Raw genomic sequence first — 19,610 nt, 5'->3', positions numbered from 1 at the left:
ATCCGCGTTGCACTTGTGGCGCCTACCGGCTTAGCCCCTTGGCGTAGGCGGCCTGGCCCACATGCTGCAGGCAGTCCGCAATGGTGCTAACCAGCCTGACGCCGAGGGTGACCGGAGGATCCCACCGCCGGTCCACCACACGGTCCAGGTCCTCATCCGTCAGGTTTTCGAGGTAACCCGCAGTCTGCCGGTGCACGGCGTCGTAATACTCCAACAGCAGGTTCGAGTCGGTTTGTACGGCGTCCACCTGCCTGGTTGAGTGTCCGTAGCCGGTGTCCCGCTCGGCGAGCGGCAGCCCGAACCGGTCCTTGAACCCCTGCCCGGTCCAGACCTGTTCCAACCCCGCGGCGTCGGCCACCTGCGCGTCCTCCACCCTGCCCAGGTGCCAGATGAGCCACGCGATCGAGTTTCCGGTCCCCGCCGGCCGGCTGGTGAGTGCACCGCCGTCGAGCCCTTCCAGCGTGGCCTCCACCTCCTCACGGATCCTTCCGAAGGCATCCAGCAGCAGCTCACTTGTTTTCATGCAGTCGGGTCTCCTTGTTCGATCGATTCCAGCTTCCGGATGGGTGGATCCGCTGCTGGCGGCCATGCGAGCACTGTTGCATGCCCACTGCGCGCGAAACAAGGGATCTGCGGCACCCAACCGGCTGCCGCCGTCGTTATTTCTGTTCCGGCATCCAAACGGTGCGGGTGCAGGAGTCGACAACGGCTCGCCCTCCCCTATTTCCTCCCGGCGGCAGAAAGGTGGGAGGCCTTCCGTTGACTGCGATATCCCGCGGACGTGCAATTAATGTGGCTCCAGCAGCAGCCGAAGCCACAACCACCGAGGCGGCCTGCCGCTTCCGTCAGGCTGCCTGAATATTGGAGGTCATCATGGGACAGGCACGCGAGGTCATGGACCGGCTCACCACCGCCATGAATACGAAAGACAGGAATATGCTGGCCGGCTGCTACGCCGCCGACGCCGTGGCGCACACCCCCGACCAGGGTGAAATCAGGGGACGGGACGCCATCAGCAGTTACCTTTTCGACTTCTGGGAAGCGATTCCGGATGTGCAGTACGAGGTCACCGAACGGCACGACAGTGGTGACGTGGCCATTGATGAAGGCATTGTTACCGGCACGAACACCGGACAGCTGGTTATGCCCTCCGGCCAAACGCTCCCGCCCACCGGCAAGCAGCTCCGGATCAGGAGTTGTGACGTGGCCACCGTCAGGAACGGTGAGATCACTTCGCACCGCTTTTACTTTGACCAGGTGGAGTTCCTGTCCCAGCTTGGGCTGATGCCCGAGATGACCACGCACTAACGGCCTACCTAACAGCCCCCTTCAGCCTCCCCTATCTGGTTCCGCGGCCGCTCAGCGCCCGCTGGGCGGACGTAACATGTTCCCGCCGGGAGGTGATGAAATGGCCTCCGGGCCGCCTTCCACCTAGGGTATTTTTTCGCCACGAGCTGGGCATCGGTGGTTGCTGCAGTTGCATCAAAGGAATCCATCAGCAAATAGAACACTCCACCGACACAACCCGAGGCACCATTATGCGTCTGCTACGCCTTTTCGTCGCTCTGCTACTCGTGGCGGCCGCCGCTGTCGCGCTTCCCGCCACCGCCCAGGCTGCCGATGTCGGAGTGCCTGGGCCATCATTTGCAGGCGACGGAGTGAGAACTCCGACTGCGGACAAGGCCCAAAGCAAGCTCTGGTTCCAGGATGGAAGCTGGTGGGGTCTGTTGTGGAGCACGTCCGCGAAGGCTACGAAGATCCACCAGCTCGACGTCGCAACGCAGGCGTGGCAGGAGACGGGAACGGTTGTTGACGCCCGGCCGACCGCGCGCGGTGACGCACTCTGGGACGCAAAGGATGGCAAGCTCTACGTGGTGTCGGGGACCACGGTGCTCTCCGAGTGGAGCTCGCCGCCGTCCCGGGGCGACATCGAGTCCGGGTCCGCAGAGCTTCACCGCTACAGCTACGATGCGGTGACGAAGACCTACTCGCAGGACCCCGGTTTCCCCGTCACCCTGCACGATGGGAGCACGGAATCCATCACAGTGGCCAAAGACTCCATCGGCAAGCTGTGGGTAACCTACACCGTCGTCTCCGGCGACAACAGCAACCGTGTCTACGTAAACCACTCGACCACCAGCGACACGGAGTGGGGGACTCCACTCGTCCTGCCGACAACCCACGCCCACGTGCACCACGACGATATCTCCGCGATCACGTCATTCCAGGGCGACAAGGTCGGAATTATGTGGAGCAACCAGCGGATAGGGCATAAAAAGTTTTACTTTGCCGTCCATCAGGATGGTCAGCCCGAAAACTTGTGGCAGGTAGAAGTAGCCTTCGGCGGGGGAATCAATTGCACCGGGGGGTGCGTGAACGACCATTTGAACCTACGGCAATTGTCCAGCGACGGCAGCGGCCGCCTCTACGCGGCGATTAAGACAGCCCATCGTAACGCCGGCCAGACGTTTGTGGCGCTCCTGATGCGCGATCAGAAGGGGAAATGGAGCAGCGCCGAGTTTGGTACCGTGAAGGACGCGCACACCCGGCCCATGGTCATGATTGACGAGGAGCACCGCCGGGTCTGGATGTTCGCGGTTGCGCCGGAGGAGGGCGGAACCATCTATTACAAGAACTCGCCGCTTGACAACGTTTCCTTCGCTCCCGGTGCCGGTACGCCGATTATCAGCAGCAGTACCGACAACGACATCAACGACCCAACATCCACGAAACAAAACGTGAACAGCCAGTCCGGCCTGGTGTTATTGGCAGCTTCGAGGACCAACGCCCGGTACTGGCACGCCCACATAAGCCTGGCGAACTAGCTCACTAGTTGCCCACCGATTGACGGGACGGTGCCCATAAACAATGACAGATGCCGTGGACACCCTGTGAAGAGGGCGTCCACGGCATCTGTTTAGGCGGACACTATTACGACTGAGTCAGACGGTTGGCTCTACTTGTCGCAACCGATCCCGTCGCCATCCCGGTCAAGGTGCTTGCCATACCCTGGTGTGCCGGCATACACCGGTGCTGCTCCTGCTGCCCGGGCAGCGGTGCAATTCGCGTAGTAAACAGCCGCAGGGGCGGGTGCTGCAGGTGCGGGTGCCGGCGCAGCGGGAGCCGGGGCAGCGGGGACAGGTGCAGCCGGTGCCGGTTGCACCTGACGTGCTGCCGCGTCCCGGGCAGCCTGCTCGGCGGCGGCCTGGGCAGCTGCTGCCTGCTCTTCCGCAGCTTTCTCCGCCGCAGCCTTTGCCGCTGCTGCTGCTTCTGCAGCCGCCTTGTCTGCCGCTACCTTTTCCACGGCAGCCTTCTCCGCAGCGAGCACCTCAAGGGACTTCACGCCGAGCTTCACCACAGAGCCCTTGTCCACAGTTGCCCCTTCTGTGGGGTCCTGCGTGACCACCTGCCAGTTCTTCTGCACCACGATGGACTTCCCGTCCACGATGTCCACGGCCTCCACTTCGAACCCGAGGTCTTCCAGCCGCTCGGTGGCCTTGTCCAGCAGGGTGCCAACGACGCCAGGAACGGTGGCCTTCTCCAGTGTCGTCGACACAGCGGTGGCAGCGGCCGCCGGCTCCGTTGCAGTCTGCTTCGCGCCGCCGCAGCCGGTCAGCAAAAGGCCGGTGAGCACCACCAGAGCCAGCGTCGACTTCAGTTTCCCCTGCGGACTGGCAGGAACATGCAGATTGTTTTTCATTTATCCCCCTAGGAATGTTTGTGATGGTGATGCAGTGGGGCTTGCCCGCCCCGCGGTTGGTGGATCAGCCCTCGCAGGCAACGCCGTCGGAGTCGCGGTCCAAGCCGGCGCGGTAACCGGGCTGCCCGGCCAACAGCGGCGCTACACCTGCAGCCCTCGCGGCTGAACAGTTTGGGTAGTACGCGGCGGCGGGTGCCGGAGCCACCGGAGCCGGAACCGGGGCAACTGGCGCAGGCGCAGGAACGACGGGAGCCGGAGCAGGCACAACAGGTGCAACCGGCGCCGGCGCAGGAACGGCCGGAGCCGGGACCACGGGAGCAGGAGCAGCCGGCGCGGGCTGAACCTCGACGGGTGCTGGAGAGGCAACAGGCGGCTGGGCATTCGTCGGCGCCAACTGGCCCGGGCAGTCACCCAGGATCCGGGCCATGGCGTCGTGCTCCGCTTGGGTGATCCACAGTGAGTACGTGGCCTTCACGGAGATCTGCCTCGATACGTACTCGCACCGGAACCCTTTGTTGGGAGGCAGCCAGGTGGCGGCGTCGCCGTCGCCCTTCTTCTGGTTGGTGGGCCCGTCCGTCGCCTGCAGGTTCAGCGGATCATTGGCGAACGCCGTCCGCTGTTCTGTGGAAAGGTGCTGGGCACCCTTCTGCCAGGCATCGCTTAGGGCAACCACGTGGTCGATCTGCACCGCGGTACTGGTGCCTGAACCGCGCACGAAATTGATGGTTGCGCCCGTGTAGGGGTCCGCCAGCGTTCCTGACCTCACTTTGCAGGGCACGTTGTTCACATACGCCACGCCGGTGAGGTCCCGCTTCAGCACGTCGTTGCGCGTGTCGCAGCCGTTCCGGTCCACGTCCGCCCACGCCTGGCCGAACAGTGCACGGTCATACCCCGTCTTCGGCGCGCGGCCCTTGATCGGAAGGGTTTCCAGCAGGTCGAGACCCTTTGTTGCGTAGGCGGGCTGTGCATGAGGCGCTCTCACGAACTCGCCGTGCGCCACTAAGGCAGGGGTCTCCGGGTCCAGAGGCGGGGCCGCCTCCTGTGCGGTGGGAGCGGACGACGGCGTCACGCCGGCTGGGGCGGTTGGGCCCGCTTTCGCCGCCGCTGGCCCCGCGGTGATGCCGGAAGCGGCGGCCTCCAGCTCAGCGGTGGAAACACCGGGCACGGCCAGGCCGCCAGCTATGAAGAGGACCAAGGAGGCACCGGCGGCGAGGGCACCCGCGCCACGTCTGGCCGGCAACCAGACCCAGGATCTGCGTCCCGTGAGAAGGACGTACAGGCCGGTAAGGGCCAAGGAGATCGCCAGGAAGATCAAGGCTCCGCCGAACCCACTGCTCAGGGCTCCAAGAAGCATAAAGAGCGCTGTGATTGTTCCGACAACCAGAGTGGACGCACGAGGAGTCCCCGGCGTACTGGGTGCTGGCTCAGACGGTGATGGACCCGTTCGGGTCTGGTAGTTCGACATTCTTTCCCCCAATGAGGGCCACGACAAAGGCCCCGGCAATTTGCCGGGCTTCCGCTCAGCCCGGCAAATGTGTCGCGGTCGAGCCTATTTCGGGGGGTGCGGTCGAAAATGCCAATCCCGGTATCCTCGGGGAACATTCAGCTCTTCTTGATGCGTCCTTGAGCTGATCTTCAAGAATGCCCCTGATCAACTTCACAATTGATTCCCTTTACCGGAAGCAGCATCTGCTCTTTTTTTCTGCATCACCTGGGTGAGGGTGCGGGGAGATTGGGGATTCTGCTGCAGGCGGTTCTGCAGTGTTGGTTGTTAAATGTGGGAGGCCCCAACCGTGTGGTTGGGGCCTCGACCGTGATGTGTTGTCCGGCGGTGTCCTACTCTCCCACACCCTCCCGGGTGCAGTACCATCGGCGCTGTGGGTCTTAGCTTCCGGGTTCGGAATGGGACCGGGCGTTTCCCCCACGCTATGACCGCCGTAACCCTTTCACCCGTCACCCTCTTGGGGGTGTGGGAAAACTGTGTTGTGGTTACAAACTAGTAGTGGTTATTCAGTTTGTGGTTGGTTCCCCGTTACAACCCGGGTTGGGTTGTTGGTTGGGAACCACATAGTGGACGCAAGCACTCGATATGGTGTTGTGGTGTAAGTTGTTGGCCTATTAGTACCGGTCAGCTTCACGAGTCGTTAGTCCTCGCTTCCACATCCGGCCTATCAACCCAGTGGTCTGGCTGGGGGCCTCTCACACGCAATGTGTGTGGAAATCTCATCTTGAAGCGAGCTTCCCGCTTAGATGCTTTCAGCGGTTATCCCATCCGAACGTAGCTAATCAGCGGTGCACTTGGCAGTACAACTGACACACCAGAGGTTCGTCCGTCCCGGTCCTCTCGTACTAAGGACAGCCCTTCTCAAATTTCCTGCGCGCGCAGCGGATAGGGACCGAACTGTCTCACGACGTTCTAAACCCAGCTCGCGTACCGCTTTAATGGGCGAACAGCCCAACCCTTGGGACCTACTCCAGCCCCAGGATGCGACGAGCCGACATCGAGGTGCCAAACCATGCCGTCGATATGGACTCTTGGGCAAGATCAGCCTGTTATCCCCGAGGTACCTTTTATCCGTTGAGCGACGGCCATTCCACAATGTACCGCCGGATCACTAGTCCCGACTTTCGTCCCTGCTCGAGATGTCTCTCTCACAGTCAAGCTCCCTTGTGCACTTACACTCGACACCTGATTGCCAACCAGGCTGAGGGAACCTTTGGGCGCCTCCGTTACTTTTTAGGAGGCAACCGCCCCAGTTAAACTACCCATCAGGCACTGTCCCTGACCCGGATCACGGGCCGAAGTTAGATGTCCAAAGTGACCAGAGTGGTATTTCAACGATGACTCCACCCGAACTGGCGTCCGGGCTTCAACGTCTCCCACCTATCCTACACAAGCCACTCCGAACACCAATACCAAACTATAGTAAAGGTCTCGGGGTCTTTCCGTCCTGCTGCGCGTAACGAGCATCTTTACTCGTACTGCAATTTCGCCGAGTTTATGGTTGAGACAGCGGGGAAGTCGTTACTCCATTCGTGCAGGTCGGAACTTACCCGACAAGGAATTTCGCTACCTTAGGATGGTTATAGTTACCACCGCCGTTTACTGGGGCTTAAATTCTCAGCTTCGCCGTGAGGCTAACCGGTCCTCTTAACCTTCCAGCACCGGGCAGGAGTCAGTCCGTATACATCGTCTTGCGACTTCGCACGGACCTGTGTTTTTAGTAAACAGTCGCTTCCCCCTGGTCTCTGCGGCCCCGATCCCCTCCCGGACGCGAAGTCCGTTCAAGGTTGGGGCCCCCCTTCTCCCGAAGTTACGGGGGCATTTTGCCGAGTTCCTTAACCATAATTCTCTCGATCGCCTTAGTATTCTCTACCTGATCACCTGTGTCGGTTTGGGGTACGGGCGGCTAAAACCTCGCGCCGATGCTTTTCTCGGCAGCATAGGATCACCGAATCCCCCCATACGGGGGTCCCATCAGATCTCAGGCACATGAACAGCGGATTTGCCAACCGTTCGCCCTACATCCTTAGACCGGGACAACCATCGCCCGGCTCGGCTACCTTCCTGCGTCACACCTGTTAATACGCTTGCCTCCCAGGATCAGGCCCTGCGCTCCACCAAAACCCTTCCGTCCAAAGGACGGTCGGGCAGGTTTCGGGCAGTTAGTATCCCCTGTTCAACATGGGCGGTTTTTCGCCGGTACGGGAATATCAACCCGTTGTCCATCGACTACGCCTGTCGGCCTCGCCTTAGGTCCCGACTTACCCAGGGCAGATTAGCTTGACCCTGGAACCCTTGATCATCCGGCGGACGGGTTTCTCACCCGTCTTTCGCTACTCATGCCTGCATTCTCACTCGTGTAGGCTCCACCACTGGTTTACACCGCAGCTTCACCGCCCACACGACGCTCCCCTACCCATCCACACTCCTGAACCATGACGGCTAAGAACATGTGTGAATGCCACAACTTCGGCGGTGTACTTGAGCCCCGCTACATTGTCGGCGCGGAATCACTTGACCAGTGAGCTATTACGCACTCTTTTAAGGATGGCTGCTTCTAAGCCAACCTCCTGGTTGTCTGGGCAACTCCACATCCTTTCCCACTTAGCACACGCTTAGGGGCCTTAGTTGGTGGTCTGGGCTGTTTCCCTCTCGACTATGAAGCTTATCCCCCACAGTCTCACTGCTGCGCTCTCACTTACCGGCATTCGGAGTTTGGCTGACGTCAGTAACCTTGTAGGGCCCATCGGCCATCCAGTAGCTCTACCTCCGGCAAGAAACACGCAACGCTGCACCTAAATGCATTTCGGGGAGAACCAGCTATCACGAAGTTTGATTGGCCTTTCACCCCTACCCACAGCTCATCCCCTCCATTTTCAACTGAAGTGGGTTCGGTCCTCCACGACGTCTTACCGTCGCTTCAACCTGGCCATGGGTAGATCACTTCGCTTCGGGTCTAGATCACGCCACTCACACGCCCTATTCAGACTCGCTTTCGCTACGGCTGCCCCACACGGGTTAACCTCGCGACGTAACACTAACTCGCAGGCTCATTCTTCAAAAGGCACGCCGTCACAACTACAAGGCTGCTCCGACGGATTGTAAGCACACGGTTTCAGGTACTATTTCACTCCCCTCCCGGGGTACTTTTCACCTTTCCCTCACGGTACTGGTCCGCTATCGGTCATTAGGGAGTATTTAGGCTTATCAGGTGGTCCTGACAGATTCGCACGGGATTTCTCGGGCCCCGTGCTACTTGGGATAACCTCCACAGGCTGCATCACGCATTACGGTTACGGGGCTAACACCCTCTCTGGCCGGCCTTTCAAAACCGTTCACCTATACGCACACATCACCCCACTGCCCCGGCAGAGACAGTACGGGAAGTCCCACAACCCCGACCATGCAACGCCCGCCGGCTATCACACATGGAACGGTTTAGCCTGATCCGCGTTCGCTCGCCACTACTAACGGAATCACAATTTGTTTTCTCTTCCTGCGGGTACTGAGATGTTTCACTTCCCCGCGTTCCCTCCACGCACCCTATGAGTTCAGGTACGGGTCACCAGATCACTCGCGCGCCTGGCGGGGTTTCCCCATTCGGACACCCTGGGATCACAGTCCGGTTATCGACTCCCCCAGGCTTATCGCAGATTCCTACGTCCTTCTTCGGCTCCTAATGCCAAGGCATCCACCGTGTGCCCTTAAAAACTTGACCACAAAAATCAAGAACAAAAACACTCGAGAGAACCACGGAAACCAACCACACCAAAACGATGCGGCCAGATCCAGGTTCATGTCTTGGAAATTGCTTCTATAAAAGATGCTCGCGTCCACTATGTAGTTCTCAAACAACAACCCCACACCACACACCCCACACACAGCCCCCAACAAAGGAAGCCACCCGTGCATGATCGGTACGGCAGGGAAACCAGAAACAAAGTACCGCCACCAACCCCCAAGGGGGCCGCCAACGGCCCTGTTGCCTCAGGACCCAACAGTGTGCCAAACACTAAACCACCCATCCCCGCCACCACCGTTCCAGAACCACCAGGGTCCGTACTAGGAAAGAAAAGCAGAAACAAGCAGCCGCTATTTGTTGATATTCCACCCATGAGCACCCGCCACAAAACACTCGTCTGTGCTGCGGGCTGCTTCCTGACAACACCCACCACCAACATGCGCTGGCAGACGGTTGTTGTAGGCGCTCCTTAGAAAGGAGGTGATCCAGCCGCACCTTCCGGTACGGCTACCTTGTTACGACTTAGTCCCAATCGCCAGTCCCACCTTCGACGGCTCCCTCCCACAAGGGGTTAGGCCACCGGCTTCGGGTGTTACCAACTTTCGTGACTTGACGGGCGGTGTGTACAAGGCCCGGGAACGTATTCACCGCAGCGTTGCTGATCTGCGATTACTAGCGACTCCGACTTCATGGGGTCGAGTTGCAGACCCCAATCCGAACTGAGACCGGCTTTTTGGGATTAGCTCCACCTCACAGTATCGCAACCCTTTGTACCGGCCATTGTAGCATGCGTGAAGCCCAAGACATAAGGGGCATGATGATTTGACGTCGTCCCCACCTTCCTCCGAGTTGACCCCGGCAGTCTCCTATGAGTCCCCACCATCACGTGCTGGCAACATAGAACGAGGGTTGCGCTCGTTGCGGGACTTAACCCAACATCTCACGACACGAGCTGACGACAACCATGCACCACCTGTAAACCAGCCCCAAAAGGGGAAACCACATTTCTGCGGCGGTCCGGTCCATGTCAAGCCTTGGTAAGGTTCTTCGCGTTGCATCGAATTAATCCGCATGCTCCGCCGCTTGTGCGGGCCCCCGTCAATTCCTTTGAGTTTTAGCCTTGCGGCCGTACTCCCCAGGCGGGGCACTTAATGCGTTAGCTACGGCGCGGAAAACGTGGAATGTCCCCCACACCTAGTGCCCAACGTTTACGGCATGGACTACCAGGGTATCTAATCCTGTTCGCTCCCCATGCTTTCGCTCCTCAGCGTCAGTTAATGCCCAGAGACCTGCCTTCGCCATCGGTGTTCCTCCTGATATCTGCGCATTTCACCGCTACACCAGGAATTCCAGTCTCCCCTACATCACTCTAGTCTGCCCGTACCCACCGCAGATCCGGAGTTGAGCCCCGGACTTTCACGGCAGACGCGACAAACCGCCTACGAGCTCTTTACGCCCAATAATTCCGGATAACGCTTGCGCCCTACGTATTACCGCGGCTGCTGGCACGTAGTTAGCCGGCGCTTCTTCTGCAGGTACCGTCACCTTGCGGCTTCTTCCCTACTGAAAGAGGTTTACAACCCGAAGGCCGTCATCCCTCACGCGGCGTCGCTGCATCAGGCTTGCGCCCATTGTGCAATATTCCCCACTGCTGCCTCCCGTAGGAGTCTGGGCCGTGTCTCAGTCCCAGTGTGGCCGGTCACCCTCTCAGGCCGGCTACCCGTCGTCGCCTTGGTAGGCCATTACCCCACCAACAAGCTGATAGGCCGCGAGTCCATCCAAAACCACAAAAGCTTTCCACCAACCACCATGCGATGGAAGGTCATATCCGGTATTAGACCCAGTTTCCCAGGCTTATCCCAGAGTCAAGGGCAGGTTACTCACGTGTTACTCACCCGTTCGCCACTAATCCCCCCAGCAAGCTGGAGATCATCGTTCGACTTGCATGTGTTAAGCACGCCGCCAGCGTTCATCCTGAGCCAGGATCAAACTCTCCGTTGAAGTAAAACAGACACAACCAAAACCAGCGGAAATAACACCGGAAAAGGCTGCACAAAATTTGAAACCAGCCAAAAACACCAGACCACACCACAGGGGCGGCATGACCCGGCAAATTCAACCAATCAATAAAACAATCGGTATCAACAAACTTGGCACACTATTGAGTTCTCAAACAACAGACACACCCGGCACCACCCAAACCAACATTCAGGATCGCTCCGGAGCAACTTTTCAAACTTACCCGACCCACCAGCCCGATGCAAATCCATCTTCAGGACCCGCACCAGCCCGAAAGCCAGCCCCCGCCACTTCCCGGCGCTCCAAAGAACCACCAGATCTTGGCTTGTTTGTGGGGGTTTTGACCGCCCAGGTGACCAGCTCTTCGCTGTCCCCCTCGCGGCGACTCAGAAAACAATACACGCCCACCAACCCCACCGCAAGTCACCCCAAACAAGGCCCAAAAAGCCCTAAAACACGCAGAAAAACAGGCCACAAGGGCACCCCCCGCAACCCCCGCCGTCGAAACCCATCTCTGTGGGCTGCAGCACAGCAGGTTCCAACAAACTCAACCGGCGCTGCAACCCACCCCCTGGAGCCAGCCCTTCAAAAGTGGCAGGACCACCGAACTCTGCATCGCCCCAGGTGGTCAAGCCCCTGCAGGACCTGCACCTGGCCAGCAAATCCATAACAACATTCGTGTGCGCAGCGAGCGGCACGGGCAGCAGGAGGGCCGGACCGCTCCCCCGCACGGTGATGGCAACGCTGCTGCCGTCATGCAGGACAACAGGTGTAGTTTCGTGGCCTCTGGGAATCACCCTCGCCTCCCAAAATGCCACCTGAGCACCCGCCCGTCACCCACCGGCGGATGCCCGACAAGCGCCAGCAGACAACACCCGGTGACGCACACCAACATCGAGAATGCTTGCCCAACGCAACCAACCAGGAGCATAATTACTTAGCAGGACTAATTAGCACTGCTAAGCATTTCGCCAGGAGGCGCACCCGCCCGCATGACCAGAACCCAAACCAAGGAAAAAGCAGACCTCAACGCCCTCGCCATCGACCTCCGCACCGCCGTGATGCGCACTTCGCGCCGGCTCCGCGTCGAGGCAACCGGCGAGGTCATCACCCCCGGCCAGTACACGGTCCTCGCCGTGCTGAACAGCGACGGTCCCCAGACCCTCCGGGCACTCGCGGAAAGCGAGCACGTCCAGGCCCCGTCCATGACCCGGATCGTCAACGCCCTCGCGGACCAGGGCTTCGTCACCAGGTCCGCCCATCCCGACGACGGCCGCCAGGTCAGCATCAGCATCACCGACGCCGGCAGGGCCGTCCTCGCGGAGGCAAGGGAGCAGCGCACCGCCTGGCTGGCCCGGCGCGTGGCCGGGCTCAGCGAGGAAGACCGGGAGATCCTCAGCCGCGCCGCCCGCATCATGCAGGAAATGAGCGGCAGATGAGCGCCATGTTCCGAGCACTGGAGAACCGCAACTACCGCATCTGGGCCGGCGGCGCCCTCGTATCCAACATCGGCACCTGGATGCAGCGGATCGCCCAGGACTGGCTGGTCCTGACCGTCCTTACGAACCATGACGGCGCCGCCGTCGGCATCACCACGGGCCTGCAGTTCCTGCCCATGCTGCTGCTCGGCCCCTACGGCGGCGTCCTGGCCGACCGCTACCGCAAACGCATTATCCTGCTTTGCACCCAAGTAGCCATGGGCATCACCGGCCTTGCCATCGGGCTGCTGGTAGTCACCGACACCGCCCAGCTCTGGCACGCCTACCTGGCCGCGCTGTGCCTGGGCATCGCCAGCGCCATCGACGCGCCCGCCCGCCAGGTCTTCGTTTCCGAACTTGTTGGCCAGGACAACATCTCCAACGCTGTTGCCCTCAACTCCGCATCCTTCAACACGGCCAGGCTCACCGGCCCGGCCATCGCCGGCGTCCTCATCGCCTGGGTGGGCACCGGCCCGGTGTTCCTGCTCAACGCTGCCAGCTACGTTGGCGTGATCATCTCGCTGCTCCTGATCAACACCAGCCTGCTGGTCCCGTCTGCCCGGGCAAAGCGCGGCAAGCACCAGGTGGCCGAAGGCGTGAACTACGTGCGAAAGCGCCCCGACCTGATGCTGATCATGGTCCTGGTGGGCATCTTGGGCGCCTTCGGCATGAACGTCCCCATCACCAACGCGCTGATGGCCACCACCGAGTTCGGCGTCGGCCCGGGCGAGTTCGGCCTGCTGGGCTCCATCATGGCCGTGGGTACGCTGGCGGGCGCACTCCTGGCCGCGCGGCGCTCCGGTCCCCGGTTGCGGTTCCTTTTGGGCGGCGCGCTGGGCCTTGGTGCCTTCACGCTCCTGGGCAGCGTGTCGCCGTCGTTCTGGGTTTACGCCGCCGTGCTGATCCCGGTGGGCCTGGCCTCCATCACGTTCCTGAACAGCTGCAACACCAGCATCCAGCTCTCGGTGGAGCCGCAGTTCCGTGGCCGCGTGCTGGCCCTGTACCTGGGCATCCTGCAGGGCGGCACAGCCGTGGGCGCACCGCTGATGGGCTGGATCGGCAGCGAATTCGGGGCGCGCTGGTCCGTCGCGGCGGGCGGCATCGTGGTGCTACTGACCGGACTTGCCGCGGTGATCGTGGTCAGCCGCCGGAGCCGGCTGACGTTCCGCGGCGCCATCCGCGTCGCGTTCAGCGGCAAGCGCGAGCCCGCCGTCTAGCTGTACTGTCCCGGCATAACAGGCCCTGCCCTGCATAAACGGTGTTGGCCAGCAACGGTTATGCGGGTCCGGGCCGTTCGTGCAGCTGCTGCCGGGGAAGGCACGACGGCGGCGCCGGACTTCCCCCGTCCGGCACCCTTCGCACAGGTGCTTTGGGAGGGAAGTGCCGGCGTCGTACTTTGTCCTGTCCGCTGTCCTGCCCGTGACCGGCTGCTACATGGAGGAGATGTTCAGGATGTTGCCCTCGCTGTCCAGGAACCAGGCACCCTTACCCGTGCCGTCCATGGTGGCGACGCCGTTCTCCGTCTTGAGCCCGGGCTGGTCGTAGTCCTCAAAGACCACGCCGCGCCCGCGCAACTCCTCGATCTCGCGGTCAAAGTCCGGGCACACCCAGCCCATTTGCGTGTTCTTCGCGGTGCCTGCGTTGTCGGTTTGGTACAGCAGGAACCCTGTCCCCTTGCCGCAGCGGTAAATCAGGTTCTCTTCGCCGATAACCTGGTCGGGTTCAAGTCCCAGCTTGTCGCGGTAGAAATTTCTGGCTCGGTTGATGTCCTTCGCAGGCAGCACAGCCATGATTTCCATGTCCTTGAGCATGACAAAACTCCTTGTCGCGATGTGATGGCGATGCTCTCCCCCTGGGCGGCCCTGGGAACGGGCCGCGTAGCCGCCCTTCGCGCCGACTGCCGGGGCGGCCACCTGGGACCCGGTTCCGCTGCCAGCCACCATCATCGCGGGGTCCCCGAAAGCTTACGAGGCCATTATGGAACCGAATCACCGGCGGTGAAATAGGGCAAAATGTCTCCCACAGTGTTTCAGCACAGGGGGTTGGCGTGGACAAATCGGTGCCGCTTGAACGCATGGTTTTCTTCAGCGATGCGGTGTTCGCCATCGCCCTGACGCTACTGGCGCTGGACCTGAAACTCCCGCTCGGGATCCCGCCCGAACGCCTGACCATGGAGCTGGTGGGCGCCATCCCGGAACTGCTGGCGTTTGTGCTCTCGTTCCTCATCATCGCGCGGGTGTGGATGTCCCACCACAACGACTTCTTCCGTATCCGGGACTTCAATCCCCAACTGGCGTGGCTGAACATGCTGCTGCTGTTCTTCATTGTGATGCTGCCCGCGCCCACGGCCTTCCTCAGCGACTACGGCGGCAACCCGAGCCCCTGGCCCAGCGTGCTGTACGCCGCCACGATCTCCGGGGTGTACCTGACGCTCGCCGGGATGTGGACGTACGCCTGGCGGAAGGGCCTGACCGACGACACCGTGGACGAATTCGAGCACCGGCGTGTTTTTCGGGCCCGGCTGACCGCGCCGGCGGTGTTCCTGCTCAGCATTCCGGCCGCATTCGTCCTGGGCAGCAACACACCCTGGCTGTGGTTCCTGATCATTCCGGCGGCCCTGGTGACCCGGCGGCTCTCCGGGCGGAGGGCTGCGGTGGCGGAATAGTTGCGGCTGGCGGAAGGTCAGGGGCGCTTCCTAGGCGGTAACGGCGCTGTAACGCCCTGGGCGATCTAATCCGGCTGTGCGAAAGCTGTGGGCAGTGGTCCTTGCGCTGTGCCTGGCCGGGTGCTTCGGGAACAGCAACACGTCCGATTCCGGCAGGTCCGGCGCGGACGAAGGCTGGAAAGCGCCGTCGCCCGGCTACTCCAGCGGAACGATCGACGGCGGCACGAGCCTTCCGCAGGAAAGTTTCGGTACGGAGGGGCAGAGGCAAGGCGATGCGCCGGGGCAGGAGTCGTCGTCGAACCTTGGCCGCCCTCAAGGACAGGCTCCCGGGGGGCCTCCCGGACCGGCCGCGCCGGGACAGGCTCCTGCCGCGCCGGTTCCAGGACCGGCACCCGCCCCTCCGCCCGGCCCCCCGGCCGCCAATAGACCGCCCGTGCAGGAGCCGGTGGTGCTGGGGTGGCTGCCCATAGGCCCGGTGGGACGCGGCGATCCCACCTGGTACGTGGCCCTGAAAGACAGGAACTGCGGCGGTGACGGAGTCGACCCCGGATCCGCTGCATCCATGCAGGACCTGGCACCCGTCTTATGCCGGGGCCTGAACGGCGACGAGGCCGCATGGGAGAGCGGAATTAGCGCTCTGGACACCATCACGCCACCCACTGCGGACCAGTGCTGGGACAAGGCTGCTTACGACGTGTTGCGCAATATCGCCGCCTTCAGGGAACAGAATCCGGAGACGCCGTTTAAACTCGCCGCACTTCCTGGCACCGCCTGCCCGCCGGACCTCAAGTTCGTTGAGGACACTGACCGGAACTCGCCGCCTGCCGGGGTGTGCGAGGGTGATGTCATCATCATGGCCGGCACACTCGAGGGGCTCCCCGCCGGCACCGTCCGGAGTGTCAGGGTCGGCGCAACGACGGCCCCCGTGCTTTTCCGCACCAGCCAACCGGATGACGACTATCCGCCGGGTGATCTCTATTTCCTGGCCCCGTCCCCTGTCGCCGCGGGAGAAACCTCCGCTGTAAGCGTCAGCATCAGCCTCGCCGACTACCCCGTGAGTGGAACGGCCACATTCGATTACGCGGCTGCCGGCGCCTGCGGGCAGACGCGTGGCAGCACCCCATGACGGACAGCGGGAGCGACGAACGGTCGCCGTGGTCGCGGGCATTGGGGGTGGTCTCCGCTGTCGGACCGCCGGTCACAGTGGCCACGGCGCTGCTGTTCTATTTCGGCTGGGCACGTGCTGATGCCCAGGCCGCCTACATGGGGCTGAATGTGAGCCTGTTCGGATACGGCATCCAGGACTACTTGCTGATCAGCATCAACGCGCTTTTCCTCCCTCTGGTCTGCATCCTTGCGGCCGCCATCGCGTGGCTGGCTCTCGACAGCTGGCTGCGCCGCCGGATTGAGGAGGGCCGCGGCAGGTCTCTCATCCTCCGGGCGGCCGGCATCGGCGGATTGATAAGCGGGCTGGTGGTTGGCATCAGCCTGCTGCTCACGGTTCTGGAACCGGCGCGGACAGCCCTGTTTACCCCTTACCTGATGGCGCTGGGCGTGCTCGTGGCCACCTGGTGTATCCACCTGCGCCGTCGCGGCAGGGACCGAACAGCCCCCGTTCTGAGCGCCGAACAGCATGCGGTGGAGACCACGCTGGTCCTGAGCATCGTGACGCTTTTGCTGTTCTGGGGCACCGCCGACTATGCCCAGGCGCTGGGCAGGCGCCTTGCCGTCGACTTTGAACGGGGAGTGCAGTTCATGCCCCGCGCCGAGGTCTACTCAGCCAAGCCCCTCGGCATCGGCTCGGCTGCCGTGCAGGAGGTCAGTGTGGGGACTGCGGACGCAGCGCTCTACCGGTATGACGGCCTGCGCCTGCTGGTGCTCAGCGGAGGCCGCTTCTTCTTCCTGCATGACGGCTGGACGCCCGAGGACGGCACAGTGATCGTCCTGCCTGACGACAACTCGGTGCGGATCGAGTTCAAGAGGTGACCGAAGAACTCGCCGCCCAGGTCCTGGACTGTTCCTGCTACTTCCGGGCCGCGGTGATGGCGCGCCTGACCGTGGCCCCGGCCACCGTGACCAACGGAACGAGGCCGGCCAGGGTGGCAATGGTGTTGGGCCGGAAAACGGTCCTGCCATTGCTGCTGGTGTAGACGCCGAGCGGGATCACCACGCCCCCGCCTCCGCCGCCGGAAGCGCCCTCCCCCGACTCGCTGCCGCCCCCGAAGCCGAAGGACACCAGCGCCACCGGCACGATCTCCTGCCCGCCCACATTCACCGGCTCGCCGTACGCACGGGAAACCGCAACGGAAGCAAAAGAATTCGACCGCTGCTTACGTGGCCACGCGCTCGTAGCGCAGCAGCACCACGCCGTTGCCGAAGGCCCGGGTTTCCACCAGCCGAAGGTTGGCCTTGTACTCGGCCGGGTTGAACATGCGCCGCCCCCCGCCCAGCACCACAGGGTTGACGTAGATCCGGAACTCATCGATCAGGCCCTTCCGGAGGAAGCTTGCGGCGAGGTCCGCGCCGCTCATTACCAGGTCCCCACCGGCCTGCGCCTTCAGTTCCGCAATTTGTTCAGGTACGACGTCGGCAAACACCGTGCTGTTCCACGGCGCCTTTTTGAGCGTGCGGGAAAAGACGTACTTGGGCGTTTCCCGCCAGATATCCGCGAACTGCACCTCGGCCGGGCTGCTGTCCGGGTTCTGGTCCGCCGCGGGCCAGTATTCGGCCATCAGTTCGAACGTGACCCGGCCCTCGATGAAGCCACCCATGGCACCGAGTTCATCGTTCATGTGCTGGTGCAGTTCCTCGTCCACCAGGTGCCAGCTGATGTCCCGGCCCGGTCCCTCGAAAAACCCGTCCACGGATACCGCGTTCTGCAGGATGATCTTGCGCATGAGCGCTCCCCCTATGTCCTGATGTCCGTTTGCCGCAGCCGAACAAAGTCCCGGTCCGGCTCGGCCAGGCCCGCGAGCGCATCATCGACGGCGCCCACGGCTCTGCCCTAGCTCTGCTTCCTGGCTGCCACCGCGGACGCCAAAGACGCAAGTCCCTTGTCGAAGTCGGCGCCCACCAGCTTGTCCATGTTCAGGAAGAGGGAAAACAGTTTGGCGGCGGCGCCCTTGTTCTCGCCCGTCATCAGCCACGTCACCTCGGTCCCGCCGGATACCGGCACGAAGGTGAAGGTGGTCGGGTTCAGCGCCTTGAAGGGTCTGGTGAACTGCAGCCTGATCATGATGGAGCTGGCCGGGATGGACTCCACGATCTCCATGGTGCCGCTGCCGGCCTTGCGGTTGCCGCTCCATTCGTAACCTGCACCCACGCCGGATTCCGGGCCAAAGTAGCGCCGGCTCATGCCGGGGTCCACTTTCTCCCAAGGGGACCAGGCGGCCCATTCGCGGAAGTTGTTGACCAGCGGGAAAATGTCGTCGGGGGCGGCAGTGATCACGGCGCTGCGGCGGACTTCGAAAGTGGACATGGCCCCAGCATAGGAGCCGGGGCCATGCGTGGATAGATCAGCCCAGCACCACGTTGACGGGGTCCTTGCCCTCCAGCAGCAGCCCGATCTGTTTCCTGATGAGCCGGACCATACGCGGGAACATGGCGGAACTGGCACCGCCAACATGCGGGGTGATCAGCACGCCAGGGGTGGTCCAGAGCGGGTGGTCGGCCGGCAGCGGCTCCGGGTCCGTGACATCGAACGCGGCGCGGAGCCTTCCCGACGAGGTCTCGGCCAGCAGGGCATCCGTGTCGGCCACCTGGCCGCGGGCAACGTTCACCAGCAGCGCCCCGTCCGGCATCGCGGCCAGGAACTTGGCGTCCACCAGCTTCTCCGTTTGCTCGTTCAGGGGCACGCTGACCACCACGATCTCGTGCCGCGGCAGCTGCTTATAGAGGGAATCGATGCCATAGACGGTGCCGTTGGCGTCCTCGCGCTGGCGGCTGCCCATGCGGGTGACCTCGGTTTCGAACGGCAGCAGCCGGGCCTCGATGGCCTTGCCCACTCCGCCGTACCCCACCAGCAAGACGCTGCGGTCCGCGAGGCTGGGCCGCTGGGTGTTGTCCCACACGCCGGAAGCCTGGTTCCGGACGAAGTCCGGGATCCCGCGCTGGGAGGCGATCATCATGCCCACGGCGAGCTCCGCCGTCGACGTCTCATGGACTCCCGCCGCGTTGGCAAAGACCAGGCCGTCGGGCAGCACTGATGCGACGCCGTCGTACCCGATGGACTGGCTCTGGACCAAACCGATGTCCATGCCCGCAAGCGCGGACAACGCGGAGGGCTTGCCCATGTAGCCGGGCACCAGCAGATCCACCCGACCCGCGGGCGCCGGACCGGTGAAGTCCCACAGGACAAATTCGACGCCGTCAATCGGCTCCAGCGCTTCCACCAGTTCCCGGCTGGGCAGGCACACCCGCAGCCGCGCCGTCACGCGGCTACCCCGTAATGCAGATCATTCATTGCCTTCTCCTGCCTCGATGCCCGGTCCCACTGCCGGTGG

General features: G+C 62.4%; 15 protein-coding genes and 3 rRNA genes. 7 read left to right on the top strand and 11 right to left on the bottom strand.

The window, feature by feature from the left end; translation table 11 throughout:
* Positions 1-22 precede the first annotated feature (22 nt).
* A complete protein-coding gene (locus ACLH0K_RS04860; protein WP_411375704.1) occupies positions 23-523 on the bottom strand; it encodes a mycothiol transferase in 501 nt (166 codons plus the stop codon).
* 350 nt (positions 524-873) lie between these two features.
* On the opposite strand from ACLH0K_RS04860, the gene ACLH0K_RS04855 reads away from it, so the two are divergent.
* On the top strand, positions 874-1,308 hold the full coding sequence (locus tag ACLH0K_RS04855; RefSeq protein ID WP_411375703.1) for an ester cyclase: 435 nt from the start codon (positions 874-876) through the stop codon (positions 1,306-1,308).
* A 350-nt stretch (positions 1,309-1,658) separates the two neighbouring features.
* Complete coding sequence (locus ACLH0K_RS04850; protein WP_411375702.1) at positions 1,659-2,825, top strand: hypothetical protein; 1,167 nt, start codon at positions 1,659-1,661, stop codon at positions 2,823-2,825.
* A 131-nt stretch (positions 2,826-2,956) separates the two neighbouring features.
* Here the strand turns inward: ACLH0K_RS04850 and ACLH0K_RS04845 are convergent, their stop codons facing one another.
* The 5 genes from ACLH0K_RS04845 to ACLH0K_RS04825 form a co-directional block, all read right to left on the bottom strand.
* Positions 2,957-3,700, bottom strand: a complete 744-nt coding sequence (locus tag ACLH0K_RS04845) for an excalibur calcium-binding domain-containing protein (RefSeq protein ID WP_411375701.1) — start codon at positions 3,698-3,700, stop codon at positions 2,957-2,959.
* Positions 3,701-3,764: 64 nt separating this feature from the next.
* Entirely contained in the window at positions 3,765-4,940 is a 1,176-nt protein-coding gene (locus ACLH0K_RS04840) for a DUF1524 domain-containing protein (protein WP_411375700.1), read from the bottom strand.
* A 583-nt stretch (positions 4,941-5,523) separates the two neighbouring features.
* A 5S ribosomal RNA gene (gene rrf, locus ACLH0K_RS04835) occupies positions 5,524-5,640 on the bottom strand.
* Positions 5,641-5,797: 157 nt separating this feature from the next.
* Positions 5,798-8,922 (bottom strand): 23S ribosomal RNA (locus ACLH0K_RS04830).
* A gap of 497 nt (positions 8,923-9,419) precedes the next feature.
* A 16S ribosomal RNA gene (locus ACLH0K_RS04825) occupies positions 9,420-10,947 on the bottom strand.
* Together the 16S, 23S and 5S rRNA genes form the textbook arrangement of a ribosomal RNA operon.
* A 1,010-nt stretch (positions 10,948-11,957) precedes the next feature.
* On the opposite strand from ACLH0K_RS04825, the gene ACLH0K_RS04820 reads away from it, so the two are divergent.
* Both ACLH0K_RS04820 and ACLH0K_RS04815 read left to right on the top strand, forming a co-directional pair.
* On the top strand, positions 11,958-12,404 hold the full coding sequence (locus tag ACLH0K_RS04820; protein WP_411375699.1) for a MarR family winged helix-turn-helix transcriptional regulator: 447 nt from the start codon (positions 11,958-11,960) through the stop codon (positions 12,402-12,404).
* Complete coding sequence (locus tag ACLH0K_RS04815; RefSeq protein ID WP_411375698.1) at positions 12,401-13,660, top strand: MFS transporter; 1,260 nt, start codon at positions 12,401-12,403, stop codon at positions 13,658-13,660. Before ACLH0K_RS04820 ends, ACLH0K_RS04815 begins: the two co-directional genes overlap by 4 nt.
* 213 nt (positions 13,661-13,873) lie before the next feature.
* Here ACLH0K_RS04815 and ACLH0K_RS04810 read toward each other — a convergent pair whose 3' ends face one another.
* The gene (locus ACLH0K_RS04810; RefSeq protein ID WP_411375697.1) at positions 13,874-14,254 is read right to left on the bottom strand and encodes a VOC family protein; all 381 of its coding nucleotides are present in this window, start codon (positions 14,252-14,254) and stop codon (positions 13,874-13,876) included.
* A 236-nt stretch (positions 14,255-14,490) separates the two neighbouring features.
* Here ACLH0K_RS04810 and ACLH0K_RS04805 point away from each other — a divergent pair, with 236 nt between their 5' ends.
* The 3 genes from ACLH0K_RS04805 to ACLH0K_RS04795 all read left to right on the top strand — a co-directional run bounded on the left by ACLH0K_RS04805 (position 14,491) and on the right by ACLH0K_RS04795 (position 17,094).
* Positions 14,491-15,108 carry a TMEM175 family protein gene (locus tag ACLH0K_RS04805; protein WP_411375696.1) on the top strand — a complete coding sequence of 206 codons (618 nt, stop codon included), beginning with the start codon at positions 14,491-14,493 and terminating at the stop codon, positions 15,106-15,108.
* A 433-nt stretch (positions 15,109-15,541) separates the two neighbouring features.
* A complete protein-coding gene (locus ACLH0K_RS04800; protein ID WP_411375695.1) occupies positions 15,542-16,234 on the top strand; it encodes a hypothetical protein in 693 nt (230 codons plus the stop codon).
* Positions 16,231-17,094 carry a hypothetical protein gene (locus tag ACLH0K_RS04795; protein ID WP_411375694.1) on the top strand — a complete coding sequence of 288 codons (864 nt, stop codon included), beginning with the start codon at positions 16,231-16,233 and terminating at the stop codon, positions 17,092-17,094. The genes ACLH0K_RS04800 and ACLH0K_RS04795 overlap by 4 nt, the downstream gene beginning before the upstream one ends.
* Before the next feature lie 37 nt (positions 17,095-17,131).
* Here ACLH0K_RS04795 and ACLH0K_RS04790 read toward each other — a convergent pair whose 3' ends face one another.
* The 4 genes from ACLH0K_RS04790 to ACLH0K_RS04775 all read right to left on the bottom strand — a co-directional run bounded on the left by ACLH0K_RS04790 (position 17,132) and on the right by ACLH0K_RS04775 (position 19,541).
* Entirely contained in the window at positions 17,132-17,377 is a 246-nt protein-coding gene (locus ACLH0K_RS04790; RefSeq protein ID WP_411375693.1) for a hypothetical protein, read from the bottom strand.
* Between the two features lie 61 nt (positions 17,378-17,438).
* Positions 17,439-18,005: a dihydrofolate reductase family protein gene (locus ACLH0K_RS04785; RefSeq protein ID WP_411375692.1), complete on the bottom strand. Its 567-nt coding sequence runs from the start codon at positions 18,003-18,005 to the stop codon at positions 17,439-17,441.
* 107 nt (positions 18,006-18,112) lie between these two features.
* The gene (locus ACLH0K_RS04780) at positions 18,113-18,586 is read right to left on the bottom strand and encodes an SRPBCC family protein (protein WP_411375691.1); all 474 of its coding nucleotides are present in this window, start codon (positions 18,584-18,586) and stop codon (positions 18,113-18,115) included.
* A gap of 37 nt (positions 18,587-18,623) precedes the next feature.
* Entirely contained in the window at positions 18,624-19,541 is a 918-nt protein-coding gene (locus tag ACLH0K_RS04775; RefSeq protein WP_411375690.1) for a 2-hydroxyacid dehydrogenase, read from the bottom strand.
* Positions 19,542-19,610 lie beyond the last annotated feature (69 nt).

It is taken from the genome of Arthrobacter sp. MPF02, assembly GCF_046605375.1.
In the GTDB taxonomy this organism is placed as follows: Bacteria; Actinomycetota; Actinomycetes; order Actinomycetales; family Micrococcaceae; genus Arthrobacter.
This window is presented reverse-complemented; position numbering and strand designations above follow the sequence as displayed.